Here is a 25,841-nt window from a genome sequence, read left to right on the forward strand (position 1 = left end):
GGGCGGTGAGGGCGGGCAGGTTGGCGTGCACGTCCAGCTCGGCCAGGACCTGCGACCAGGCGTACCGGACGGGGGTGGGGCAGGCGTGCACGATCCGGGCGCAGGCCTCGACCCGGTCGGGCGCCGAACCGGGGCCCATTGTGGCGTACTTGAGCACCCGCTTGGCGGGCGGGGTGACCGGGCCGAGCGGTACGCGGGAGCCCAGGAGCGCTCGGGTCAGGCGGGTCCGCAGGGGTCCGGGGCGCAGCGGCACCACGAGCGCCTCGGCGGCCAGCCGGGAGCTGCCGGTGCTGCACAGCAGGACGGCGGCGGCGTGCTCGGCGACCTCGGGACGCCCGGCGGCAGCCATGATCGTCATGCCGCCCATGGAGTGCCCGGCCAGGACGGCCCGCTCGCCGGGGGCGAGGGCGGTCCGCAGCACGGCGGCCAGGTCGTCGGCGAGGGCGGTGGTGGAGTAGCCGGAGCCGGCGGGGCTGCGGCCGTGGCCGCGCTGGTCGTAGGCGATGACGCGGTGGTCGGCCGCGAGGTCGCGGATCTGGGCGGCCCAGAAGGCGGTGGAGCAGGTCCAGCCGTGGGCGAGCACGACGGGCGGCGCGTCCGGCTCGCCGTGCTCCTCCACGTGCAGCCGCGCCCCGTCGGCGGATACGGCGGTCAGCTCGCGGCGGGCGGCGGGCGGCGTGTACCGCCCGCCGGTGACGTGCGTCAGCCGGCTCACGCGGCACCGTCCTCGGCGGAGGCGGAGGCCGAAGCGGAGGCCGAAGCGGAAGCAGCCGTGGACGCGGTCCCGGCGGAAGCGGAGGCAGAAGCGGAGGCGGAAGCGGAGGCCTGGGCGGGAACCCGCCCGTCCCCGGGCTCCCGGAGGCGGACGACCTCGTACTCGCCCATGTCCACGGTCCGCGTCAGCTTGCGGAACTCCCCCGTCGTGCCCGGCCAGACGGTGGTGTTGCGGCCCTGCGCGTCCAGGTACCAGCTGGTGCAGCCGCCGGTGTTCCACACGGTCCGCTCCATCCGCGTCTGGACCTGCCAGTTCCAGCGGTTCACGGCGGAGGGGCGGGCGGCGAGCGCGACCCGTCCGCCCAGGACGTTCAGCTGGCGCAGGTAGTCGGCCATGTAGTTCAGCTGCGACTCGATCATCAGGATCATCGAGCTGTTCCCGAGCCCGGTGTTCGGTCCGATGATCGTCATCCAGTTCGGGAATCCGGCGGCGGTCGCCCCGCGCAGCGCCTGCATCCCGTCCTTCCAGTGGTCCGCGAGGGTGCGGCCCTCCGCGCCCACCACGCGGTCCGCGATCGGCATGTCCGTGACGTGGAAGCCGGTGCCGAAGACGATCGCGTCGGCCTCGGTCTCGGTGCCGTCGGCGGCGACGAGGACGCTGCCCCGGATCTCCTTGAGGCCGGAGGCGACCAGGTCCACGTCGGGGCGGGCGAGCGCCGGGTAGTAGTCGCTGGAGAGCAGGATCCGCTTGCAGCCGATCCGGTACGAGGGCGTCAGCTTGGCGAGCAGCGCCGGGTCCTTGATCGAGCGGGCCATATTGGCCTTGGCCAGGGATTCGATCAGCCCGAGCTGGTTCGGCCGTTTGGTGAAGGCGCTGACCTGGAGTTCCCGGATGCCCCACAGCAGCCCGCGGCGCGCGGCCCGCGTGAACGGCAGCTGCCGGTGCAGCCAGCGTTCGACGGAGCTGATGGCCCGGTCGGTGCGGGGCAGCACCCACGGCGGGGTGCGCTGGAAGAGGGTGAGCCGCTCCGCCTCGGGCGCGATGGCCGGGACGATCTGGATGGCGGAGGCGCCGGTGCCGACCACGGCGACCCGCTTGCCGCGCAGGTCGTAGCCGTGGTCCCAGCGCGCGGAGTGGAAGACGGCGCCGGGGAACTCGGCGAGTCCGGGGATCTCGGGCGTCTTCGGGTCGGACAGCGGCCCGGTCGCGGAGACGACGACGTCGGCGGTGAGCGCGCCGGCGGTGGTCTCGATCTCCCAGCGCAGCTCGGCGCTGTCCCAGCGGGCCGTGAGCAGCTCGGAGTTCAGCCGGATGTGCGGGCGCAGCCCGAAGGTGTCGGCGACGTGCTCCAGGTAGGCCCGGATGTGCGGCTGGCCGGAGAAGGTCCGGGGCCAGTCGGGGTTGGGTGCGAAGGAGAACGAGTACAGGTGGGACGGCACGTCGCAGGCGCAGCCCGGATAGCTGTTGTCCCGCCAGGTCCCGCCGACGGAGTCGGCCCGTTCCAGGACGACGAAGTCCGTGATCCCCTCGCGGCGCAGCCGGACGGCCGCGCCGAGCCCGCCGAAGCCGGACCCGATCACCGCCACCCGGACGTGCTCGCGCCGCTGCGCGCGCTTCCCGCGCCCGCTCCCGCGCCCGCCCTCGTGCCCGCCCTCGTGCCTGTCTGTGCCGCCCATGCCGCCTCCCAGCCACCCCAACAACACACCATGCACACACTGCCAGCGATCACTGGCACAATCGGGAGGGTAGAGCAGCTCCGTACCGCTGGGTAGGGGTCGCACCCGGAAAGTTACTGCCGGTACGCCCTAGGCTTCGGCTGTGGCCGACACGGAAGCGGGGACGACAGTGCGTGAATACCGTACGGAGGAGCTGGCCGAGGCCGCCGGCATCCCCGTCCGCACCCTGCGCTTCTACCGCGAGCGCAAGCTCCTGCCGCCACCGCGCCGCGAGGGCCGGATCGCCTGGTACGACGACCGCCACCTGGCCCGGCTGCGCACCATCTCCGCCCTCCTCGAACGCGGCCACACCCTCGGCGGCATCGCCGAGCTCACCGCCGCCTTCGAGAACGGCCGCGACGTCGGCCAGCTCGGCGAACTGCTCGGCATCGGCTGGTCCGAGGAGACCCCCGTCCGCCTGACCCCGGAGGCACTGGCCGACTACTTCGAGGGCGAGGTCACCCCGGAGAACCTGGCGGCCTCCCTGGACCTCGGCTACGTGGCCACCGACGGGGACGAGATCGTCCACGTGAGCCGCCGCCTGCTGGACGTCTCCTCGGCCCTGGTGCGCGAGGGCGTCCCCCTCGCCGCCGTCCTGGAGACCGGGCGCCGGGTCCGCGAGCACGCGGACGCCCTGGCGGCCCTGTTCGCCGGGCTGATCGCAGAACACCTGGGCAAAGGCGCCGAGGAGGACGAGGAGGCGATCACCCGCCTGCGGCCGCTCGCCAAGAGCGTGGTCGAGGCCGAGCTCTCGATGGCTATGGACCGGCTCCTGGCCGCGGCACGGCTGCCGGAAGAAGCGCCCGGGACCCCTCGGCAGTCCGGGGCGCCTCAGACACCGGCCCCGTAGACGACGGTCACCGGCGCGTGGTCGGACCACCGCTCCGGGTGCGTCTCGGCCCGCTCCACGACCGCCTTCACGGCCCGCGCCGCCAGCCCCGGCGTCGCGACCTGGAGGTCGATCCGCCAGCCGGAGTCGTTGTCGAAGGCCCGCCCCCGGTAGGACCACCAGGAGTACGGCCCCTCCGTGTCGGGGTGCAGCTCGCGCACGACGTCCACGTAGCCGGCCTCGGAGTAGACCTTGCCGAGCCATTCCCGCTCCTCGGGCAGGAAGCCGGCGCTCTTGCGGTTGGTCCGCCAGTTCTTCAGGTCCGCTTCCCGGTGGCAGATGTTCCAGTCGCCGCACACGACGACCTCGCGCCCGTCGGCCGCGGCCTTCTCCTTCAGGGCCGCCAGGTAGGGCAGGAACTCGTCCATGAACCGGTACTTCTCGTCCTGCTTCTCGGTCCCGGCCTCCCCCGACGGCAGGTACAGGCTGGCGACGACCACGCCGGGCAGGTCGACCTCCAGGTACCGCCCGGAGCCGTCGAACTCGTCGCTGCCGAAGCCCACCTGCACCCGCTCGGGCTCCCGCCGCGTGTACACCGCGACCCCGGCCCGCCCCTTGGCGGCGGCCGGCGCGAAGACGGTGTGCCAGCCCTCGGGCTCCCGCACCTCGTCCGGGATCTGCGCCTCCTCCGCGCGCACCTCCTGCAGGCACACGACGTCGGCCTCCGAGCCGGCCAGCCAAGGGGAGAAGCCCTTTTTGGCGGCGGCGCGGATCCCATTCACATTCACGGAGGTCACGGTGAGCATCCCAGCACCATAGCCCGGCCCTTCCGTACGATGTCCGGATGTCTCACGGGATAGACCTGCGCGCCGTGCCGTACGACCACCCGGACGCGATCAGGCTCAACGACCAGGTTCAGCTCGAATACCAGGTGCGGTACGACGGCGAGGGCGACGCCACCTTCCTCGACCCGGCGATGTTCCTGCCGCCGCAGGGCCTGTACCTCGTGGCGTACGACACATCGGGAACACCGGTGGCCACCGGCGGCTGGCGCACCCAGGACCGCAACGACGAGGGCTATGCGGACGGCGACGCCGAACTGAAGCGCATGTACGTCGTCCCCGGGGCCCGCGGCCTGGGCCTCGCCCGCCGGATCCTGGCGGAGCTGGAGGCCGACGCCCGCGCGGCCGGCCGCACCCGCATGGTCCTGGAGACCGGCGACAAGCAGCCGGAGGCCATCGCCCTCTACCTCTCCTCCGGCTACGCCTTGACGGAGAAGTTCGGCTACTACCGCGCGTACGAGTCCAGCCGCTGCATGGCCAAACCCCTCTCCTGACGCCTGCCGAGCGCCCCGTGGTCGCGCCCGCCCGCCCGACGACCGGCCGGGCGCGATCACCCCTGCCGGAGCCGGAGGCGGAACTTCGGGCAGACGTCCGGGTCCGGGTCGTCGTAGACGAAGGTGCGCTTCGCGTCGATGCCGATGGAGAGCTTGTCGAGGGTGTCGCCCTGCAGGAATCCCTCCGCCTCGGTGAAGTCCAGGACGAGCATGGTCCGGCCCTTCGCCGAAACAGGGGCCTGCACCTGCCAGGTACCGGACCCACTGAAGGTCTTGCCGGGATGGGCGTGGAAGGAGCTGTCGCCCGTGGGCCAGTTCTCCGCCGTGAAGGTGCCGCCCTGAACCGTTCCGGGAGTGAGGGTCAGGACGAGGCGGGCCCCCTTCGCCTTGAGCTCACCGTCGAACGTGCCCGCCAGCTGCGCGGCGCCCGCGGTGTCCGCCGCCTCCGGGACGCACCGCTCGAAGGCGTCGGAGCCGCAGGCGGTCAGCGCCCCTCCCACGGTGACGAGGGCGAGCGCAAGGCCCGCCAGCCGCACCCGGCGTCGGTACATCGGTCACTTCCCTTCTTCCAGACGGCCCCGAGCTTCCCGCCCTCGGAGATCGCGGGCAGTCTGTCGTCCGCCATACGCAATCCCCCCTGCACCCACACAAGCACGCGAACGCATGTGCGCACACACCCTGGCCCGATCATGCGGCTGAACAGGGGATTCGCGGCGCGTCGCCGCGCCGACAGGGTGTCCTACCGAGAATCGCCCGGAAGGAAGCCGGGAAAGGCAGGGCCCCCGTCCGATCTTCCGATCGGACGGGGGCCTCTCCGGGGGTGGTCACGAGCGCCTCTCGCCAGGAAACTTCAGGGGCGGAAAGCGTCGGCGGCGGGCACGCCGGCATCGTCTCCGGCGACCGGCGCACGCTGCCCGAGGTGTAGTCGCCTGCGCGACACGTGGCTGACGCTTCGTCAGTTCAGCATGTGCGGCTCCACCGTGAGGGCCCTCCCGCTCTTCGCGGTGACGTCGTCCCCGCAGCCGGCTTTGGTCAGGAACTCCAGCTTGGCGCGCCCGGCTGCCTCCTGGTCCGCTACGTCTTCGTACGGGTTCTGGGAGAGCGCAACCTGGCGGGTGCCGTCGGCGTTTCCGATCAGCACGGTGGAGTATCCGGGGATTCCACCGGTGTGCCCCCACAGGTCGCCGCAAGCCGACGGAAGTTGCACCAGGCCGAGGCCGTACCGGGTGCCGTTCTTGGCGTCGACGGTCTGCTTCATCTCGGCGAGCTGGGCGGGGCCCAGCAGCTTGCCGCCGAGCAGCGCCGCGTTGAAGCGGGTGAGGTCGGCCGCGCTGGAAATGCCGGCACCGGCCGCTCCGGCCATCGACGGGTTGAGCTTGGTGACGTCCACCGGGCGGCCGGACGGCAGCTTGAAGTAGCCGTGGGCGTGCCGGCCGGGGACGGCGCCGGCCGTGGTGGGCATCGAGGTGTCCCGCAGGCCGAGCGGGCGGATGATCCGGCGCTCGACCTCCTCGTTCCAGGTCCGGCCGGTGACCTTCTCGATCACCATGCCGGCCACGATGTAGTTGGTGTTGGAGTACTTCCAGTCGGTGCCGGGCGGGAAGTAGGGCTCGTGGCGGTTGGCGATGTCGACCAGCTGCCGGGCGCTGTGGGTGGTCCAGCGGCCCTCGTCGAGCCAGCGCCGAACGCTCGCCTCGTCCTCCGGGTCGGCGAAGAAGCCCGGCTCGCTGGTGTAGTTGAAAAGGCCGCTGGTGTGGTTGAGCAGCTGGCGCACGGTGATCGTGTCACCGTTGCGGACGACACCCGGCAGGTAGCGCCCGACGGGTGCGTCCAGTTCGACCCGGCCCTCGGCGACGAGTTGGAGCACGACGGTCGAGACGAAGGTCTTGGTCACGCTGCCGATCCGGAACCGGCCGTCGGCCCGGGCCGGCGTGCCGCTGTCGAGGTTGCCGGTGCCGGCAGCGCCGCGCCATACCGCCCGGCCGTGGTCGCGCACCTCGGCCAGGGCGGCGGAGGAGCCGCTCGCCTTCAGCAGGGCGTCGAGGGATTCCTGCAGGCCTCGATCCGGTACGGCAGGACTCTGCTCGACACCGGTCCGCACCGGCTCGGCGGCCATCGCGGCGGGGGCGAGCGCCACCACGGTCGCACCCGCCAGGACGGTGGCGGCGATCCTCAGGCCGAGGCGGCGACGCTCGGCCGGTAACTGCATGTCAGACATCGTTGTCCTTTCTCCGCCGGTCCCCTCCGGCTGCAGTCAGCCTCACATCGCGCCCCCGGCCGGTCATCGGCCTCAGGTGCCACTCGCCCCTCCCCCTCAGGAAGGACAGGCAGCCCTGGATCCCCTGGGGGGTGCCCGAAGACGACTCGATGGGAGCTCGCTGTCGCGGCGTGGGAGAGCCCCGAGGGAGAGCCCCGATGATCCGCTCGACGTACGCGGCCCGGGTATGGGGCCGTCCGCCCCGCCGGACGTTGGCGGGGCGGACGGTTGTCGGCGTACAGGTGAGTGAACCTGCCCCGGCCGCGTACGGATGGGAACGCACCGTCGCCGACGCCCTGAAAGACTGGGCCGGAAGCCTTCCAACGCCTTCCGCAACCGTCGGGGGGCGGCCGGCAGCGGTGCTGGATCCGCATCTGTACGAGCCCGCTCTCGGGCCGCACACGTCGGCCGGGAGAAGAAGGGCCGGATGCGGTGACCGGGTTGCGGTCGGTCGACGAGCGGTCGGCGCCGGCCGACGTACGGAAGGTGTGCTGCTGTGTCGAACGCGGAGACGCGATCCGTCATCACGGTTCTCCCGATCATCACGGGACTCTCCCTCGCTTTCACCGTCACGGCCGTCGACCCGCTGGTCCTCAGCCTGAACATGCCGCAGATCAGCCGGGCCCTCCACGTGCCGCCCGACGTCGTCGGGTTCCTGGGAGGCGCGGCGACGCTGGTCGTGGCCGCCGCCGTGCTCGCCGTGGGCAGTCTCGGCGACGCCTTCGGGCTCAAGCGGCTGCTGATGCTCGGGCTCGTCGGCGACATCGTCATCAACCTGCTCTCCGCGCTCTCCCCCGGCTACGGGTTCCTGCTGGTGATGCGCCTTCTCGATGGCCTGGCGCTGGCCGCGATGCTGGGGGTGTCGCTGGCCCTGCTCAAGGTGTCGGTGCCGGAGGAGAAGCGGCCGGCGGCCATCGGCATCTTCATGGCCATCGAGATGGTGCTGTGCGGGGTGACCCCCGCGGCCGGCGGCTGGGTGGTGGAGACCGTCGGCTGGCGGTGGCTGTTCCTGCTCGCCCCACTGCTGTCGCTCATCGCACTCGGACTGACGGCCCGGTACGTCACCGAGCCCCCGGTCCTGCAGCGCCGCGGAGTCGACGTCGTCGGCGTCAGCCTGGTCGGCCTCGCCCTGCTGGCCCTCGTCCACGGCGTCGCCGAGGCGGAGAACGGGATCACCCGGATCGAGGCCTGGCTGCCGTTGGCGATCAGTGCGGTCGCCGGCGTGCTGTTCGTGTTGCATGAGCGTCGGACATCGGAACCGGTCCTGGATCTCTCCCTGTTCCGCAGCGGCCCGTTCACCGTGGCCGCGCTGTCCAGCCTGACGCTGAATTTCGTCGTCGCGGGGTTCAGTTTCGTCCTGGGGCAGTTCGGCAGTGCGATCCTGTCTCTGCCCCCGCGCAAGATCGGCCTGCTGTTCCTGCCCGGCACCCTGCTGATCGCAGGCGCCGTCATCCTCGCCGGGCGCCTGATCGAGAAGTACACCCCCCGGCCGGTCCTCATCACCGGCCTGCTGGTGCTGGTCGCGAGCGGGCTGCTGATGGCGGTCACCGCCAGTCCCGCGATGGCCCTGTGGATCCTCGTACTGGCCACCTGGCTCACCAACCTCGGTTCACTGGTGACCTCCGCCTCGGTGGCCGAGACCATCCTCTCGCACGCCCCACCCGGAAAGTCCGGCGCCGTGGCCTCCGTGCAGCCGGCGTTCGGAATGACCGGCTACGCGCTCGGCCCCGCCGTCTACCTCCTGCTGCTCAACCTCTTCTTCCAACGGCAGTGGCTCAACGACGCCGATGCGCGCGGTATGTCGGTGACCCAGGCCGAGCAGGCCGTGGACGCCACACGAAGCGCGATGGCGCGCAGCCCGGCCACCGCCGGATACGACCCGAACCTGCTCCGGCAGTCCGGCCTGGACCTCGGGCTCGACTACACCAACGGCCTGAGGCTCACCATGCTGGTCACGAGCCTCCTGCCACTCGCCCTGGCCGTGGCCGCGTACCTGCTGATGCCCCGCCGGATCCGGACCACGCCGTAGGACCGGGTCCGGCGTGACGGGTCGAGCGGCGGCGACGATCCGTCAGAGGTCACTTCGGGCGACACGCTCGACAAGCTCTCCATCGGCATCGACGCCCAGCGGGCCTTCGCCCGGCGTCACCGACATCGAATCCTCGCCCAACAGAACCCGAAACGCCGAGATCCCGCCCAGCCTTTCGGCTGAACGGGATCTCGTGACGATTCCCGGTAGCTATCCGAGAACTGTCGTCTGTGGGCTGTTCACGAGTGACCCTGACCAGTAGCGACGACCAGCCGGGTATTCGGCCTTCCCGCCCCAGCGGAGATCGTTTCCCGCATTGGCATGCACACCCAGACGGGCAATCCGCCACACGGACCACTCACGTGGCTACTCAACCGGCCAGGCCGCAGGCTGTCTGACATGGACCTACCAGCACCGCGCCTGCGAAGACTCGTACGGCTGATCGCGATCGACAGCGACGAACTGATCGCGCTTGTCCACCCCACACCTCCTCGACCCCAGGCCTGGGCGCTGCCCGAACGCGAGGTGCCCCTGCACGGGTCCTACGCCCGCACCGCCTCCAGCCTCGCCCTCGATCTCATGGGTGCATCCAAGATCCGGTGGGGCACCGTCACAGGACGCCGATTGGGCAACCGAGACGCGGGCCGACGTACGGAGGTGCACTATTTCATCGCTCGGACAGACTTCCCGCCCACCAACAGGAGCCTCATGTGGATCTCACGGCTCCACCTCAACAGCCACCTCACCGGCCAGCTCCTCCAAGACACCTCGAACCTCACCGACGGCTACCTTGACGGCTGGCTCCCGGACGGCCCCATCACCCTCGAGTGAAGCCGGGGATCCCGAACTGGCCTGATCTTTTGCCGCGCGCTCCCTGCCCTGGACCGGGGACGACCGCTGATGAGCGACTCCGTCCAGCAGAAGCCCAGGCCCCCTTCTCACCACTTTCCATCGCCGTCTGACTCGTAAAAACGTCGGTTCCTCGCGCACTCCTGTCCATGTTGCTCGCCGAACCCGCACCATCTGGCGGTACTGGCACGTCCCGGCTTTGTCAGGGCCGCTCACGCCCTCCCCGGCATTACCAGACCAGGCTTCCCTCAGCTGACATAGGTGGCCCGCAGCCGTTCGGTCTCGGCGGTCTATCACTCAAATCCAGTTGCCCCAGCCAAACGTGGCGATATAGGCCCGCCGGACGGCATCCCAACCACGACCGCTGCCGAGATGAATCACTGCCAGCGCAAGGAGGAACCACGCTGCGAAGGCGGCAGAAATGATCAAGGTCCAGCGAATGCCGGAGAAGCTGGCAACCACGAGCAGGGCGATGATCGTGACCGCCAGACCCAAATGGGCAGCGGGGAGATCCGTTCGTAGTGCTCCACGGACGGACTGACACTCTTCACGAATATCCCGATCATATCGAGCGGAAGTCGATTCGGTACCACCTATTTCACGCTCGGAGTCATGATTCACGAACAGCCTCCCAGTCAAGCCGCAACTTCATCACGAGTAGTCTGCGCTGCGCCGTTTCAGTATCGCCACCGACTCACCTTTGGGGTTCCGCAGCTGGCGATTCTGAGCCCTGGCAGAGAGCCTAGAACCGGTTCCGGCAGGTGGCCTGGGGCGAGAGGGTCGATCTCACCGGAGCGCAGAAGGCGGTGCCGGTGAGAACGACGACAAGGCACTGGCAGCCCTCGCCCAGGACAGGAACTCGACACCCATGGTCTCCGGGCCGCGCTCGCACATGGGGCACTCCCGCGAAGTTCACCTCTAACCGCGGCGATCTGGTAATGCCGGTGCGTCTGCACCTCTCACGCACAGAGCCCCCGCCAGCGAACTGGCGAGGGCTCATGCACGATCGAGGCTAGAGCAACCGTAGACCGGGCGTACGGAGGAAGTAGTCCATTTCGGCCCACTCGAAGAAACATGCGGCCAGAATGGCGGGAGCTGTGGGGGTGGCGAATTCCCACTCCCCAGCTCTCCTCACACCCCGGGGCTCACCGCGTTCCAGCAGATCAATGCCCAGACCCCTCGTGGTGAACGCCAGATCAACAGTAGACCCCCTAAGGCTGACCGAGCGATTCGACCAAAAGTAGGCGGACGAGACTGTGACCTGGCAAGCCTCGTTATCCAGGCTGACTGCGATCCCCCTCCGGAGCCGCTTGCGCGATAGGAAACCCGGGGCTGCAAGTCCGCAAGCTCTTAGCCTCTGCTCACCCCTGAGGGACACCTCCCAGTCCTCCCATGCTTCTGCGGCCGATTCGGCGCGCGAGCGGTCTCCAGGCCGTCGCGTCAGGGTGACCGTCCCCAAAGGCGTGCTACCGCTTGCATATACGGCCTCTTCGCGCGCAGGGGCCCTCCAGCTCGTCAGGGAAACGTCCCGCGTCAGTTCCACGTGCCCCACCCCCGGTCGTACGCTCGCCCGGTTGCTTCCAGGGCCCTAGGCGCAGCGTGGCCGACTGCTCTGCCTGCGGTGGCAAGCCCTCGCCCAGCGGCTTGGGCTCCCCTCCAGGCAGCCTGGCTGCCCACTCCAAGTGGACCGCCGCCCGTCTGGTGACGGAACCCTCCTTGGAACCCTCCACTTAGGGTTGATCCAACAAGGTACTTGACGGCTTGGCCCTTGGTTGTCTCATACCCCATCGCCTTGTCTGCTACCAGATGAGCTGGGGTCCCGGCCAGTGCTCCCACCGCTGCTCCTGCGATGATGGCACAGCCGATTCCGGCCGTTGCACCGCAGATCGCGACAGCAGCGAGACCTGCTCCGAATCCAACCCCGATGCTTATAGCGCGGTGGACGATGAAACGCTTGTTCTTGTCCCACCAGCTCTGCTTCGGCGGAGCCTTCTTGGACGTGGCACCGAAAGAGCCGGAGGAAGACTTGCAGCTAGGGTCTTTTCGACACGCGTTCTTGTTGCGGTTCTTCTGTTTCACGTACTCGGGCGCGAGGGTCCCTCCGCTGTTGGAGACTTCCCTTTCGTAGTTGTTTCCGTACCCCGTGGGTTTGGTGCCACCGTTAGTGCAGGTGTACATGCCGCTCTTGCACTCTTCGAGGGCTTCACCCGTCGGGTCCGACTCGGTGAGGGGGCTGTTGTTGGCGTACTGATAGGCGTTGTGCTGGCGGGGGTCGTCCGTGATCATCAGCGGGTCTACGGAGATGAAGCGGCCGAGAACCGGATCGTACTCGCGTGCGCCGAGGTGGGTAAGGCCCGTGGTTTTGTCCTGGGTTCCTCCGACAAAGCCGAGTTTGCCTGGCCAGGCGGCCGGCGCCGCGCCGCGTTCCTCGCCGAACGGCTCGGTCGCTCGGCGCTGGACCTGGAGGGTCGTGGCGTCGATGGCGGTGCTGCCGGTGTTGTGGTGGTCTGATGCTACGTAGGAGAGCTTTCCGTCAGAGGTGCGGACGATGGTGGTGCCGCCGGGGGTGGAGTAGTAGCGGGTGCCGGTGACCGTGTTGGCGAGGGTGTTGAGGGTGAGTTCGTTCGAGCCGAGGTAGAGCGTGGTCTCGCCCGGGTCCTTGCGCAGCAGGCGGTTGCCGTCCGCGTCGTAGAGGTAGGTGGATGTTCCGGCGGCAGTGGTTGCCGTGGCGAGTTTGCCTTCGGGTGTCCAGGTCAGAGTCTGAGTGGTTCCTGCGGCATCGGGGCGGGTGAGTGTGTTGCCGGCAGCGTCGTACGTAGTGTTGCTGGTGACGGCCGGGCCGGTGCCGGTGGTCCGAGTGGTGGAGATCGGGGTGTGCGGGCGCGGGGAGCCCGCGGCCGGGTAGGTGTGTGTTGTGGTGACGGTCTTGGCTGCGTCGCCGACGGGGTCGTGGTTGGTGGAAGAGGTGCGGTTGCCGGTCACGTCGTAGGTGAAGGACTGGCGGTAGGGCGCCGGACCACCGATGTTGGCGGTCTGGGGTGCGGTGTTGGTGCAGGCGCCGATGCCTGGTACGGAGGGGCCTGGCTGGGTCGTGGTGGTGCCTGTGTCGGTCCAGGCCTGGGTCAGGCGACGCAGGTAGTCGTAGGTGAAGCACTGGGTGTCGCGGGTGGCGCCCTGGGCGCTGGTGACGGAGGTGACGTCGCCAGCCGGGTTGTAGGTGTAGTCGGTGATGTCGACCGGGGTGGCTGCGTCCTGCTTTTTGAGCTGGGTGTTCAGGAGGCGGCCGGTGGCCGGGTCATGGATCTTGGTCAGGCTCACCTGCCGGGGATCGTCACCGAAGGTCGTGCGCTGTACCGTGCCGAACTCGTCGTAGTCGGTGAAGTTGACGTAGCCGACGTTGTCCGAACCGTAGGACACGGGGAGGCCGTTGATGTTGCGGCTGGTGTAGAGGCGTTCCTGGGGCAGGCCGCCCATGGCGGGCAGTGTGGTGCGGCGCTCCAGTCCGGTGATGGGGTCATAGGTGGTGGCCGCGGTATAGGTGCCGGTGAGGGCGCCTTCTCCGGCGGGGACGGTCAGCTTGGTGCCGGTGGGCCGGTAGCCGATGTCGTAGCCGGTGGTCTCCTGTCGCCAGGGCTTGCCGTCCACCCAGCTGGTGGAAGCCGTGAGCTGGCCGGGTAGCAGAGTGTCGTATTCGTACGTGGCCAATTTGGTGCCGTCGACGGCGTTCAGATTGCGGGAGACGGGACGGCCGAGGATGTCATAGCTGGTGAAGACCGTGGTACCGCGGGCATCCAAGGTCGAGACGGGACGGTCGGCGTTGTCGTACGTGACGGTCGAGGTGCCCTTGTCGGGGTCGACCGAGCGGATCTGACGGCCGCGGAGGTCGTAGTCGTAGGTCCAGGTGTTGCCAGCCGGGTCGGTGATCCGGGTCAGTTTGCCGTCGGTGTTGTAGGCGTAGCGGGTGGTGTCGTAGTCACCCTCGGGCTTGGTGCCCTTGTACTTTCGGCGCTCTACCGTACGGCCACGGGCGTCGGTGATGACGCTGCCGGCCATTTCACCCTTCGGTGGCGTGGTGTCGGTGCGATCGGCGCCAGGGTAGGCGGTGATGGTGCGCCACTGCTCGATCGCCTTGGACGAGAAGGTCTTGGCGACCGGACGGCCGAGACCGTCATACAGGGTGCCGCTCTGGGCGGGCACCATGTTCTCGTCGGCGATGAACCGGGTCTTCACGGGATCGGAGGTGTTGTTGTAGTAGGACTCGTTGGACTTGAAGGCGCGGCCGAGGCTGTCGTAGTAGGTGTCGGTGATGAGGCGGCTGGTTGCCGCTCCGTTCAGCGGGTTCGACTGGACCTGGATCTTCTGTCCGAGTGCATCGAGGATGGCGATAGAGGTCGCGTAGGACTCATCGGAACGGAGCGTTCGTGTGGTGACCGAGCTGGTGCCGGTGTTGGTGAGGTCGTAGGTGAATGCCTTGTTCGCGCTCTCGCTGCGTGCACGGCCGGGCAGCCAGACCGCGGTCGTACGGCCAAGGGCGTCGTAGGACACCTCAGTGGTGCGGTTGTTCTGGTCCACGGTCTTGACCGTCACTCCGCGCAGCGGGTGCAGGGTGGTTGTGGTGGTCCAGTCCTTGGCGTTGGTGACCTTGAGAGTGGCGGCGCGGGCGAGTGCGGCTGGCTCGTACACCGTCGTGGTCTTCGCGCCCGCCGCGTCAGTGGCACTGGTGACGCGGCCGTAGGCGTCGTAGCTGGTCGTGCCGTTCAGGCCGTACTTCGGCTGGCCGGCCTCGAAGCGGTCGAGTTCCTCGGTGCTGGTTACCTGGCCGGGGCCGGTGAGGGTTCCGTGGGGCTGATTGTCGTAATAGGTGCGGCTTCGGCTGAGGGTGTTCGCCTCGGTCGCGGTGGTGGCGCAGTCGCCGCTCTGGATCTGGATGCTCTCGGAGACCCGGTCGACCATCCAAGTGGCCGTGTTGCGGGCGTAGGAGGTGATGGTGCAGGTGTCGGGGAGGCCGTCTGCCTGGTCCCGGGTCCACTCCTCCGTGCCGTAGATGTCGTCGTACTTGACGGTCTCCGAGGTGGTCTGCCAGGTCTTGTCTGCGCGTAGCTTCTTCTCGCGGGAAGAGCCCTCGCGCTGCATCTGCGCAGTGAGCGCGGGAAGCTTGGTCCCACGGCTGTGGGTAGAGGTGGCCTTGGAGAGCCAGGGCTCGTTCTGGGAGACGGCGACGAGTTCACCGCCGTCGGAGGCGAAGGTCTGGGTCTCGCGGACCGTGCCCGCGAAGGGGTTGGAGTCCTTCACCGTGTTCCCGGTGAGGCCGGTAAAGGTAGCGGTGCGCTTGGCGCCGTCGGCCTTGACGTCACCGTCCATGCCGCGCAAGTAGAACGTGGCCGTCTTGGAGACGGCGTCGGGGGCGGTGCCGGAGCGGGTGATGACCTGTTCGTAGCCGCGGAACTGGTTCCAGGTGCGGCGCTTGTCCTCGGTCAGTTCCTCGTCGTCGCGGTGCCAGGCGACGCCGCCGACGTACTCGTAGCGTGTCTCCTGGGGGCGGGAGCCGCCAAAGGGATCGAGCTCGGTGACGCGGGTGACGACGTACTTGTGGAACCAGTCCAGGGTGGGGTCGTTCGGGCTCTTGTCGTCCGGGTTCCAGTAGACCGGGTAGCAGCGTGTGGTGTTGGAGTCCTGCCCCGTGGGCAGGCCCGCGCCCGGTGCGCAGTCCGGGTCGGCGTAGTCGATGTCGGTGATTCCACCCGTCTCGGACTTGATCTTGATGATGCGGTGCCGGTTCATCGCCGGCCTGTTGTCGACGCTGGAATCGACGCGGTTGTTCCTCAGGCTGCCGTAGAAGACGACCGGATTGGACGGGAGGGCGGTCGCACCATCGTGGCCAGTGTGCAGGAGAGAGGCCAGCCAGAGGGCGGGCGCGGTCTGGTCCTGCGGGTCAGGGAACTGGTGCTGAAGCGCGTAGGAGTCAACGCTGTCGTAGCCGCTGGTGGCGTTCAGGACCTGGGTGGTGATCTTTGTGAGGCGCTTGGTTGTCCAGAACGTGGCGGAGTAGTTCTCGCAGGTGCCGGTGGCCGCACATTTCTGATCGAAGGGGACGTCGGGCCACTTGATGGCGTTGGCCTTGGTCAGCTTGGCCGGTGCGCAGTCGAAGGCGGCGTCCGGGAGGCAGCGCTCAGCGGTTTCGAACAGAACCTGGGCGGTCGGCTTGACCGTGTCCGGGTCGGCCAGCTTGGAGCCGTACGTGATCTTGGCGAGGTTGCCGCCACGGATGTACTGGGTGAGCGTGCCGTGGGGCGTCGCCTCCGACGCGCCGCGCTTGTAATAGTTGGTCTCCGTGTCATACCAGTGGGTGGTCACGCCGCCGCGCGGGTCGACGACGAAGTCGAGGTTCCAGCGCCAGGCCTGCTGGCACCAGGAGGCGTCGAAGGTGGATTTGTTGCACTCCTCGCCCGCGTTGTTCCCGTAGAGCGGAGTCGTCCAGGCAGAGTTGGTGGCCGGCGCGGTGGTGCTGCCGGGCTTACGGCCGACGCCGAAGTAGTACTGGGTCCCGTCCGGTGTGGTGATCTTCCAGTACTCGCCGTTGTTGTCACCGTTGACCGCACCGGTCAGCTTCTCGACCTTCGAGGCGTCGTCGTTCTCCAGCCGCCAGGCGCCGGAGGTGTCGTCGCGCACGAGGGCCGAGGACTTGCCATTCAGGGAGACCGTCGCGTTGTGGCCGGCCAGGCACTGCTCGCTGGAGTCGGCCTGGCCGTCCTTGGCACACGGCTTGACGGTCCGCTCCACGAAGCCGGGCGAATAGTCCCAGCCCTCGCCGATCCAGGAGGCCTGGTTGTTCGTGGCAGCGGTGCGGCCGTCGACGGCTTGAGAGCTGTAGGAGAGCTCGATCGTGGGCTTGGTGCCGCCCAGCCCTTCCGGCACGTTGATCGGGTAGGACCAGGAGAAGCCGCCGGTGTTCTTGCCGCTGGCCCACTTGCCCGATGGTGCCAGGCTGGTGGCGGTGTAGGTGCCCGCGGGGCCGCCCGGCGCGGCCGTCACACCGAGCACCGTAGCCCCGCCCACTGCAGGGGAAGCAGCGCTCATGCGCATTCCCTCGACTGCGGAGCTGCCCTTGAGGGGTATTTCCGTGCTGAGCAGTCCGGCCCGGTCCCCGCCCCTGACGGTGTCCACGGGTGTCTGCGTACGGCACTCCGCACGCTCAGGGGTGCTCAGCGCGCACTCAGGAAGCGTGACCAGGCGGGCCCGGGTGAGCCAGTCGCCGCCGAAGGCGCCCGCGATGTGCGAGACGTCCACCGAGACCTTGACCGGACCGGCCTTCACTCCCTCCCCGGCCGGACGGACCGCGAGCAGCAGGCCCTGGAGGCCCGCCTTCTCGGCAGCGGCCTTGTCCGTGAGCTGCACGGCTGCCTTGCCCGAGCGCGGTGCCCCCTTGCCCGAGCCCGGGCTCACCCAGACAGGAGCGGCCCCCGCGCGACGCGGGTCGGCAGCGGGAGCCGCCGGGACACCGGAGGGTACGGGCGCGGTGAAGAGCGAGCCGCGCGGAGCGGCCGGCGCCGCTGCGCCAAGATCCACTTCGGCCTGAGAAGCCGGTGGCCAGTACACGCCCTTCGGGCGCCAGGATGCGGCATCGCCGCCCTCACGTGTATTCGGATCGACCTTCGGTGCGTTCTTCCCCGAGACCGACTCGGTCTTCTTCAATTTGCCCGGTGACCAGCGACGTTGGTCTTTGGGCTGCCACTGTGCGGCCTGGGCGGCGCCCGAGCCGACGACCAGCGAGAGTGCCACTAACACTGGAATTGCGATGCGCTGTTTGATCTTCGAGTTTCTTTTCATCACTCGAAGTCCTGACGCTGGTACCGACACGGCATTCCCCCCAAGGTCGCCGAGTGGATCAATTGGCTTGGGAGCCTAACCTGTTAGCAAATCGCAAAATGTAGGACACATCAGACAAGGCGTACCCCATCGGCCCACCCGCGCCGAAAATATGTCCGAAAGCGGCCCATGGCCTGCGTGTTGACCTGATTCAATCAGTCAATTGGTCGCGATTATGGGAATAAACCCCAAGGAATCCTTGGTTCCAGATTCACGACCGCAGCGGGGCAGAGCAAAGGGGCTGTTAGCGTTCAGACCCAGTTGACAGGCATCAATTCAAACTGGGGAGTTTGCCGTGGGGGGCATGCTGAAAAGAGGGCGACCAGTCGGCCGACCGGTCGCCGTTGCAGGGCTGGTTGCGCTGGCTCTGTCCTTAACATCCGCCGGCGCAGCACTGGGCGCCTCGGCGGCATCGGCAGTGACCAAGCCGACCGCACCGACCGCTCAGACGCCGCCGGAGCGGCCAACGACCGAGCGGGAGCGGGCGGAGAACACCGCCCTCGCGGAGGCCAAGCGCACCGGGAAGCCAGTGCCCGTGCCAGCGGCGACGACCGAGACCGACACGGTGGTGGCCAACCCGGACGGCTCTCTAGGACTGACGCGCAGCGTCGCTCCGTTGCGTACCAAGCGCGACGGCAAGTGGGCCGATCTGGACGCCACCCTCGTCAAGGCAGCCGATGGCACTCTCCGCCCGAAGGCCTCGGTGAGCGGCCTGACCCTGTCCGGCGGCGGCACCACACCGCTCGCCACTCTGAACCAAGATGGCAAGCAGCTTGTACTGAGCTGGCCGGATCCGCTTCCCGCGCCCGTGCTGGAGGGCGCCAGCGCCGTCTACCGCGAGGTGGTCCCAGACACGGATCTCAAGGTGACGGCCGACGAGGGCGGCGGCATCTCCCAGATTCTCGTCGTCAAGTCCGCCGAGGCCGCCAAGCATCCGAGGCTCACCAAGCTGACCACGGGCCTCAAGGGCCAGGGCGTCACCGTCTCCGCCGACGGCAACGGCAATCTGAAGGCCGCCGACGCCTCGGGCCGTACGGTCTTCCGCGCACCGACCCCGACCATGTGGGACTCCACCACCCCCGTCCAAGCTCCCCTCGCCAAGACATCGAGCGCCACCACGTTCTCCCAGGCCGCCACCGGCTCACGAAACAAGGACGACAAGCCGGCCAAGTCCGCCTCGGACAGTGACGGCCCGGGCGAGTCTGCCAAGGTCACCCGGATCCGGACCGACCTGGGCAAGGACTCGCTCGTCCTCACCCCTGACCAGTCCTTCCTGACCGACCCCGCCACCACCTACCCGGTCTACATCGACCCTGCCTGGACGCCCACCAACCGCGGCACCCAGCACTGGGCCTGGGTCCAGGAGGCCTACGCCACCACCGTCAGCTACGACGACTACAGCGACACCTACGACCCCGGCGTCGGCTACCAGCGCTGGCGCACCAGGACGGGCCTGGAGCGCTACTACGTCCAGCTCGACACCAGCGACCTGCGCGACAAGAGCATCAGAAAGGCGTCCTTCTTCGCGACCCAGTCGTACGCAGCGGACGCCACCTGCAGCAATACCTACAACGTCGACCTGCACTCCACCGAACCCCTGCTCTCCGACATCACCTGGAACACCCAGCCCCGCGACTGGGAGATCCTGCGCACCACCTCCCTCAACAGCGCGGGCGGCCCCGGCTGCCCCGGCTCCACCACGCGCGGTGAGTGGGACGTACGCGACCACCTCGTCGCGAACGAATGGCGCGGCAACCTCACCTACGGCCTCTTCGCCGCAGACGAGTCCAAGAGCAGCAGCAACACCTCCTTCAAGCGCTTCACCCGCAACAAGAACAACCTGCCCTTCCTCTACATCGAGTACAACCGGCCCCCCTACGACCCGTGGGAGCCGGGCATGTTCCCCGCGCCGCAGAACCCGAACGGCAATGGATGTGGCTGGGTCGGCGCCACCAACTACGCCGGCCTGAGCATCAGCGCCTGGATCGGCGACCCCGACGGCCAGACGAACGACGCCATTTTCGACGTCGTCGACAGCGCCAACGGCACCGTGGCCTACAGCAGCGGCTGGATCGGGGCCGCTGCTGGTACCCACTGGGTATCCGCCCACCCCACCAACCTCTCCGACGGCCGCACCTACTCGTGGCGCGTGCGCGGCGGTGATGGCGACATGATTTCGGTCAACTCCGTCACCGGATGCACCTTCACGATGGACACACAGCCGCCTTCCGTCCCGGTCGTCACCTCCGCCGAGTACCCGCCGTCCGGCACCCTGCCCGGCTCCATCAAGCACATCGGCCAGCCCGGCACGTTCAGGGTGCAGGCCGCCGACTCGCTCAGCGGCGTCATGTACTACGAGTGGGCATTCAACTCGGCCGTCCCTGTGGGCGGCGCCAACCGCGTCGACGCGGCTGCCGATGGCAGCACCTCCATCCCACTGACCCCCACTACCTGGGGCACCAACGTGCTGCGCGTCCAGTCCGTGGACCGTGCTGGCAACCGCTCCCAGCAGCAGACCTACACCTTCTACGTACCCGACAGCCCGAACGCCAAGACCACCCTCGGCGACATCACCGGCGACGAACGCGTCGACTTCATCGCCCCCGCAGACAATGGCGACCTCATCGTCTACCCGACCGCCATCGACCCCGCCGCCGGTGGCGTGATCGCCTCTAATGCAGCCAACAGCCCAGACGGCAACAGCTGGGGCAACGGCACCCTGATCACCCACCGCGGCGGCAACGGCATCCGTATCGACGACCTGTGGACATACCGCGACGGACAGCTCAAGCTCTACCGCAACTCCCTCACCCAAGGCGGACTCGAAGCCAACGGCGGTCTCTACTACAGCAAAATGAAAGCCGCAGACGTCCCGCGACCTGGCACGGAAGAATGTCGCGTCGCCACCACGGGCCAGCCCTGTGGCGCCGAGTACGCGGGAACCTGGACACGGGTCAAGCAGATCCTCGCCGTCGGTGACGCGCTACCGGAATCAGGCGGCGTTACCCCTCGCAATGACCTCATCACCGTGGAGAACGACGGCACAAACAGCGCACTGATGTTGTTCCAGGGCACTGGCACGACCGGTGAACTCCGCGACCCCCTCGTGCTCGTCCTCAGCCCCTCCGGCTGGGAAAACCTCACCCTTATCGCCCCAGGCGACGCCACCGGCGACGGCCTCCCGGACCTGTGGGCCCGCGACAACACCACCGGCGACATCTACCAGTACGCCAACGTCGCTGGAAACCCCGCAGCCCTGGGCGATCACACCAAGCGCACCAAGGTCGGCTCAGGCATCAAGGCGACCACACATCCCGTCGTCGGCTCCTCCGGCGACACCAGCGCCGACGGCATCCCAGACCTGTGGGCCCTGGACAGCCTCCACCGGCTCCGCACCTGGGACGGCATCGCCACCTCCGGCAAGGTCACCGGCTTCCAAACCGGCCACACCATGGGCGACGCCCGCATCTCCACCTCCCACTGGAAGCTGAACGAGGACACCGGCAACACCGCCATCGACCTGCGCGGCCGCAACAACGCCGCCCTCAGTTCCACCGGCGCCACCCGGGCCGCCGACACCGTCGCTGGCACCGCCACCAAGGTCGTCGCCCTCAACGGAACCACCGGTACCGTCACCGCCGCCAGCCCCGCCGTCGACACCACCCGCAGCTTCACCGTCTCCGCTTGGGCCAAGTCCAAGAAGGCCACCGGCGCCGTCCTCAGCCAGGACGGAACACACGCCAGCGGATTCCTCCTCTGGCACGACCAGGACGGCACCTGGCGGTTCGGAATGTCCAAGAGGGACGACGACAACCGGGACTACGACCAGACCACCGTCATGAACGACGCCGCCAGGGTCCAGAACAACGTATGGACCCAACTCACCGCCACCTACGACGCCACCACCGGCCTGATCGCCCTCTACGTCAACGGCACCCTCGCCGGCACCGGCCACCACGCCAAGACCAACGCCTGGAACGCCACAGGCCCCCTGGTCATGGGCCGCGACAAGACGGAGAGCAAGCCGTCCTCTTTCTTCGAAGGCGGCATCAGCAACGTCACCCTCTACCAGCACTCCACCGTCCCCGCCGCCCCCAGCACCAAGCTCGTCTCCGCGCTGGACTCCACCAAGTGCGCGGATAACAACGGCGGCCTCACCACCGACGGCAACCGCATCCACATCTGGGACTGCAGCACCAGCGACGCCGACCCCGCCCAGCGGTTCACCATCACCGCGAACGGTGAACTCCGCATCGGCGGAAAGTGCGTGGACATCCAAGGAGGCGGCACCACCAACGGCACCCCCGTCCTCCTGTGGACGTGCGCCACAGGCGCGTACAACCAGCAATGGCTCCCCACCGCAAACGGCAGCCTCTACAACCCGACCTCCAACCGCTGCCTCGACATCCCCTTCAGCCGCCTCGACAACGGAACGCAGCTCCACATCTGGGACTGCAACAACGACAACAACCAACGCTGGCACACCCCCGGCCTCGCCACACCCCTGGGAGCCGACGGCTGACCCAAGCAGCCTGACCCACGGGCCCGCCGTCTTCGATTCCCCGGAGGTGGCGGGCCCACGACTATGCAGGGTCGGAGCCTCTAGCCTGCTGTGACATCCCGGCCCGCCAGCCCAGGTGCGGATCACCGCTGCGGCACCAGCGCAGCGGCCAGCCGTGTGCACGCACGCTCGTATGGTTCACCCTCTCGTGGCTGCGGTGCGGGCAAGCCCTACAGCAGCGTCTCCACAGACAGGTCATTTCCCTACAGCTTTCGCCGATCTCTCCCCAGTCGGTCTTGAACCACCGTAGTGTGTGCGCGAGTTGATGTTGCAGTTAGCTGCAGGAGGGGCCCATGACTGCGGGAGCAGACCGGCGCTCGGTGCTGTTCGACACGCTTGCGCTGGTGCGCGAGGAGCTCGATGCGCAAGCCGGTGTCTGCGAGGACCTGACCACCCAGCTCGCGGCAGCCCAAGGTCGACTCTCCCGCCTCGAAGGGCTGTACGAGTCCCTGACCGAGTCACTGCCCGACCTGGGCATCGCGGGTCCGACCGGGGCACCGGAAGACTCCTCACAAACCGACGAGGGCCCTGCCGAAGAGTCCCCGGAGCTGGACGACCTGCGCGATGCCGAGTCGAACACGCTGCAGGATTTCATCCTGGTCATCCTTGCGACCTCGGACCGGCCGATGCATGTCGACCATGTCCTGGATACGATCCTCCACCTGCGGGAGGAGGGCCGGACGGACAAGCTCGGGAATTCGAAGCGCCCCGTCGAGGACGTACGCACTGCCCTGAACCGGCTCGTCAAAAAGGGACGGGCGTCCAAGGTGGGCCCGAGCCTGTACGCGGTGGCTCGCGCGCCCGAGAACTCGGAGGCCGCCTAGCGAAGACGTCTGCCCCTGATCACTTTGTTGATGGGGATGGCGCCGCCGGGCGGCTACCCGGCGGCGCCGTACGTGCCCCTGATCAACGGTTCACGTGCGTCCGAGCCTAGTGGAGATCACCACTCGCCGGGCGCGTGTGGCCTATTTCTGCATGCCGTTCCACCGAGGAATGAGCGGAAAGAAGCCTTTCATGTCACTTCGTTCGTCACCGCACGGCCGAGGCCGGCTCCGAAGCTCCCGGCCACAGCGCCACTCCGAGTCCGTCCTCCAGCCGGCTCACCGTGAAGACATCGGGCCAGCTGGAGCCCTGAAGCAGGTTGGTAATCGCCTGCCGGTTGACGCCGCTGAGTGCAGCGACCTGTCGCAGGCTGAGTCCCTGTTCGGCCATTTGCTCCACCAGCGTCCGGGCCAGGGCTTGCACGACACGGGCCTGGGGGTGGTCTGCCAGGCCCGCGTGGGGCCAGGACTGCGGATCCGCGGCCAGGTCCCTCGGCGTCGTACTGCGCTGGGTGCCACCGGGCATCGAGATGCGCTCCTTCAGGTCGATGTGCACTATGACGACAAATGCGGCTATTTGATTAGCCGCTATTCGTGGCATGTCGTTCTGGAGGCCGAGATGAGCCACGCGATCCTGCGGTACCGGCCGAAGAACACGCCGCCCGAATGGGAAGCGGTGGCCGACGGGGTGCGGATGGTCGTGGCCACCGTCGCCGACCACGTCCCCTACAGACTGACGACGGTGCTCGGGGTGGTGGCCGCGCTCGCGATCAGTGCCGAGCGGGCCGGTCTGCCACGCGACCCGGCCGTATGGCTTGAGCAGAGCACCATCACGCGCTGCCTGCTGGAGAACAGCCGGCTCAAGCCCAAATCGACCCAGACCTACGCGTCGATCCTGGCCCGGGTACACGAGACCCTCATCTGGGTCGAACGTGGCGAGCCGGCCCGACCGCACCTGCACGCCGACCGCTCCAGGGCCGAGCCCTACAGCACCAGCGGCCTCACCCGCCTGGACGTATGGGCCAGCAACCTCCCAGCCGTCCCCACGGGACGCGGCAACGCACTCGCCCTGCTGACCCTGGGCGCCGGCTGCGGACTCCTGCCCTTCGAGCTGCTCTCCGTGCGCGGGACTGACGTCCACGTGCTGCCCAGCGACGCCGTGGCGGTACGGGTGCCGGGCACGGACCGGCTGGTGGTGTGCCGGTCCCTGTGGGAAGGGGCCCTCGCGGAACTGGCCCGGGCCGCCGGATCGCGCTTCCTTTACGCTCCCGACCGCAAGGTCGAGCGCCCCAAGAACGCGATCAGCAACTGGGTCGCCCGCCACCGTCCTGGTGATCCGAAGATCCCTGTGCCGGACATGCGGCGCCTGCGGGCCACCTGGATCGTCTCGCTCCTGCGCGACCGCGTGCCCGCCGACCTCATCGCCCGGGCGGCCGGGCTCAGCTCCACCGCGTCGCTGGCCGCGTACATGCGGTGGGTACCGGAGTTGTCCACGGAGGCTGCCGTCCGGCTGCTGCGGGGGTGGGCATGAACCCGCACCGCAGGCGACGCCGGCCCGCGCCCTCACCACACCCGTCCAAACTCAACGACCGGCATGTGCGGCAGATCGTCGCTCTGGTCCGCGCCAGCGGCGTGCTTGAGGAGTTCGCCCGGCTGGAGGCCTCCCGGCCTGGACCCCGCGGCCTGCCCTCCGAGACCGTCCTCGTCGGCATGGTGCTGGCGGCGCGTGAGACGCGCACGACGAACGTCGACGACGCCTGGGAATGCATGCAGTTCAAGCTGCGCAACCCCTGGTTGAAGTACTTCGGTCTGAGGCAGGTGGACGCGACCGATGTGGACGCGACGCGCGCCTCCGCCAAGCGCTTCTACGACGCCTGGTCCCGGATGACCACCCTGCTTGATCCGGCCCGTCATGACCGGCGCACCCGCATGGCCCGGCACGAGACCTCGCCCTACCGCCGGGCGTGGCAACAGCACCACGGGCAGGACGCCACCCCCCAACTCTCGCGCATCGCCAACAAGCTCGTACTCACACCCGTACGGATCGCCATCGCCCGCGGACTGATGGACGACTGGCGCGGAGACCTGTCGGTGGACACCACCGCCATCGCTTCCTGGGCCAAGCCCAGCACCCGACGCCACGCATCCCTGGAAGTCAGCGCCGGCTGGCACGTCTCGGGCGGCGGCGAGAAGACCTTCGGCTACAGCGCCACCCTCCTCGTAGCCGGGCACGCCGATCCAGATCTCGCAGGCCGCTACCCCCAGCTGTGCATGGGCATGGCCCTGCACAGCCCCAGCAAGGAGATCGGGCCGCAAGCAGTGCGCCTGCTCGGCATCGTCAAACGCCTGTGGAACCAGCCCGGCTACCTCGCGGGCGATCTCGCCTACTCCGACGCCAGGGTCGAGCACTTCCACGCGCCCGTACGCGCCCTCGGCTACAAACTCGTCCTCGACTACAAGACCACCATGGTCAAGAAGGACAAGGACGCCCTCGAAGGAGTCATCGCCATCGCCGGCGAGCTGCTCTGCCCCCACACACCCCAGCGCGTCATCGACGGCTACCACCAGATGGCGGGCGCCAAGGGCAGCGCGGAGCGCGAAGCCCTCCTCCCCCGCCTGACCCAGGCAGACCCCTACCTGCTCCCGCTCAAGCAGTCCGCGGACCATCGCGGCCTGGAACGCCGCCAGTGCCCGGCCGCGGGCACCAGCCCCCGCGTCACCTGCCCCTGGGCCCAGGAACGCGACACCGCATCGGCCCGAGCGCGCAGCCGCACCTCGCCGCCCCGCCCGGCCCGAACGTCCCATACCGTCGACCTCGACAACCCCCGCGCCCGCAAAGCCCATCCCGGCGCCCGCCCCCAGG

Annotated in this window: 16 protein-coding genes; 8 read left to right on the forward strand and 8 right to left on the reverse strand. The window is 68.6% G+C overall.

All coding sequences use genetic code 11. The features are described from left to right. Together HYE82_RS15485 and HYE82_RS15490 are read right to left on the reverse strand one after the other, a co-directional pair. Nucleotides 1-715, reverse strand: a 715-nt coding sequence (locus HYE82_RS15485) for an alpha/beta fold hydrolase (protein WP_179174640.1), incomplete at its 3' end; no start/stop codon positions are given. Continuing rightward, complete coding sequence (locus HYE82_RS15490) at nt 712-2,391, reverse strand: NAD(P)/FAD-dependent oxidoreductase (RefSeq protein ID WP_179174641.1); 1,680 nt, start codon at nt 2,389-2,391, stop codon at nt 712-714. The genes HYE82_RS15485 and HYE82_RS15490, both read right to left, overlap by 4 nt. 142 nt (nt 2,392-2,533) lie before the next feature. Here HYE82_RS15490 and HYE82_RS15495 point away from each other — a divergent pair, with 142 nt between their 5' ends. Beyond that, nucleotides 2,534-3,280, forward strand: coding sequence for a MerR family transcriptional regulator (locus tag HYE82_RS15495; protein ID WP_309144330.1), 747 nt, complete (start codon nt 2,534-2,536; stop codon nt 3,278-3,280). Here the strand turns inward: HYE82_RS15495 and HYE82_RS15500 are convergent. Beyond that, a complete protein-coding gene (locus HYE82_RS15500; protein WP_179174642.1) occupies nt 3,262-4,065 on the reverse strand; it encodes an exodeoxyribonuclease III in 804 nt (267 codons plus the stop codon). The genes HYE82_RS15495 and HYE82_RS15500 overlap by 19 nt on opposite strands. Before the next feature lie 38 nt (nt 4,066-4,103). Here HYE82_RS15500 and HYE82_RS15505 point away from each other — a divergent pair, with 38 nt between their 5' ends. After that, complete coding sequence (locus tag HYE82_RS15505) at nt 4,104-4,595, forward strand: GNAT family N-acetyltransferase (protein ID WP_179174643.1); 492 nt, start codon at nt 4,104-4,106, stop codon at nt 4,593-4,595. Nucleotides 4,596-4,651: 56 nt separating this feature from the next. Here the strand turns inward: HYE82_RS15505 and HYE82_RS15510 are convergent, their stop codons facing one another. Both HYE82_RS15510 and HYE82_RS15515 read right to left on the reverse strand, forming a co-directional pair. Next, nucleotides 4,652-5,146 (reverse strand): hypothetical protein, encoded by a 495-nt coding sequence (locus HYE82_RS15510; RefSeq protein ID WP_179174644.1) that lies wholly within the window; start codon nt 5,144-5,146, stop codon nt 4,652-4,654. 404 nt (nt 5,147-5,550) lie between these two features. Continuing rightward, nucleotides 5,551-6,804 carry a serine hydrolase gene (locus HYE82_RS15515; RefSeq protein WP_256987261.1) on the reverse strand — a complete coding sequence of 418 codons (1,254 nt, stop codon included), beginning with the start codon at nt 6,802-6,804 and terminating at the stop codon, nt 5,551-5,553. 544 nt (nt 6,805-7,348) lie between these two features. Here HYE82_RS15515 and HYE82_RS15520 point away from each other — a divergent pair. Continuing rightward, complete coding sequence (locus HYE82_RS15520) at nt 7,349-8,881, forward strand: MFS transporter (protein ID WP_179174645.1); 1,533 nt, start codon at nt 7,349-7,351, stop codon at nt 8,879-8,881. Nucleotides 8,882-9,280: 399 nt separating this feature from the next. Then, complete coding sequence (locus HYE82_RS15525) at nt 9,281-9,712, forward strand: hypothetical protein (protein ID WP_179174646.1); 432 nt, start codon at nt 9,281-9,283, stop codon at nt 9,710-9,712. Between the two features lie 315 nt (nt 9,713-10,027). On the opposite strand, the gene HYE82_RS38115 is transcribed toward HYE82_RS15525, so the two are convergent. Continuing rightward, the gene (locus HYE82_RS38115; RefSeq protein WP_256987262.1) at nt 10,028-10,351 is read right to left on the reverse strand and encodes a hypothetical protein; all 324 of its coding nucleotides are present in this window, start codon (nt 10,349-10,351) and stop codon (nt 10,028-10,030) included. Between the two features lie 912 nt (nt 10,352-11,263). Then, nucleotides 11,264-17,173, reverse strand: coding sequence for an RHS repeat-associated core domain-containing protein (locus tag HYE82_RS15535; protein WP_179174647.1), 5,910 nt, complete (start codon nt 17,171-17,173; stop codon nt 11,264-11,266). 841 nt (nt 17,174-18,014) lie between these two features. Between HYE82_RS15535 and HYE82_RS39270 the strand changes: the two genes are divergently transcribed. Further along, on the forward strand, nt 18,015-22,118 hold the full coding sequence (locus HYE82_RS39270) for a ricin-type beta-trefoil lectin domain protein (RefSeq protein WP_179174648.1): 4,104 nt from the start codon (nt 18,015-18,017) through the stop codon (nt 22,116-22,118). A gap of 332 nt (nt 22,119-22,450) precedes the next feature. Then, complete coding sequence (locus HYE82_RS15545; protein ID WP_179174649.1) at nt 22,451-22,981, forward strand: hypothetical protein; 531 nt, start codon at nt 22,451-22,453, stop codon at nt 22,979-22,981. A gap of 205 nt (nt 22,982-23,186) precedes the next feature. Here the strand turns inward: HYE82_RS15545 and HYE82_RS15550 are convergent, their stop codons facing one another. Further along, nucleotides 23,187-23,534 (reverse strand): helix-turn-helix transcriptional regulator, encoded by a 348-nt coding sequence (locus tag HYE82_RS15550; protein WP_309144331.1) that lies wholly within the window; start codon nt 23,532-23,534, stop codon nt 23,187-23,189. 63 nt (nt 23,535-23,597) lie between these two features. On the opposite strand from HYE82_RS15550, the gene HYE82_RS15555 reads away from it, so the two are divergent. After that, nucleotides 23,598-24,509 (forward strand): hypothetical protein, encoded by a 912-nt coding sequence (locus HYE82_RS15555; protein ID WP_179174650.1) that lies wholly within the window; start codon nt 23,598-23,600, stop codon nt 24,507-24,509. A 65-nt stretch (nt 24,510-24,574) separates the two neighbouring features. Further along, on the forward strand, nt 24,575-25,841 hold a 1,267-nt coding region (locus HYE82_RS15560), incomplete at its 3' end, for a hypothetical protein (RefSeq protein ID WP_179174651.1).

This window comes from Streptomyces sp. BR123, assembly GCF_013401435.1.
In the GTDB taxonomy this organism is placed as follows: Bacteria; Actinomycetota; Actinomycetes; order Streptomycetales; family Streptomycetaceae; genus Streptomyces.

Bases quoted from the DNA above. Each gene is read 5' to 3' on its own strand.
- HYE82_RS15490 (WP_179174641.1), bottom strand. From the start codon at position 2,391: ATGGGCGGCACAGACAGGCACGAGGGCGGGCACGAGGGCGGGCGCGGG.
- HYE82_RS15500 (WP_179174642.1), bottom strand. From the start codon at position 4,065: ATGCTCACCGTGACCTCCGTGAATGTGAATGGGATCCGCGCCGCCGCC.
- HYE82_RS15505 (WP_179174643.1), top strand. From the start codon at position 4,104: ATGTCTCACGGGATAGACCTGCGCGCCGTGCCGTACGACCACCCGGAC.
- HYE82_RS15510 (WP_179174644.1), bottom strand. From the start codon at position 5,146: ATGTACCGACGCCGGGTGCGGCTGGCGGGCCTTGCGCTCGCCCTCGTC.
- HYE82_RS15515 (WP_256987261.1), bottom strand. From the start codon at position 6,804: ATGCAGTTACCGGCCGAGCGTCGCCGCCTCGGCCTGAGGATCGCCGCC.
- HYE82_RS15525 (WP_179174646.1), top strand. From the start codon at position 9,281: ATGGACCTACCAGCACCGCGCCTGCGAAGACTCGTACGGCTGATCGCG.
- HYE82_RS15545 (WP_179174649.1), top strand. From the start codon at position 22,451: ATGACTGCGGGAGCAGACCGGCGCTCGGTGCTGTTCGACACGCTTGCG.
- HYE82_RS15555 (WP_179174650.1), top strand. From the start codon at position 23,598: ATGAGCCACGCGATCCTGCGGTACCGGCCGAAGAACACGCCGCCCGAA.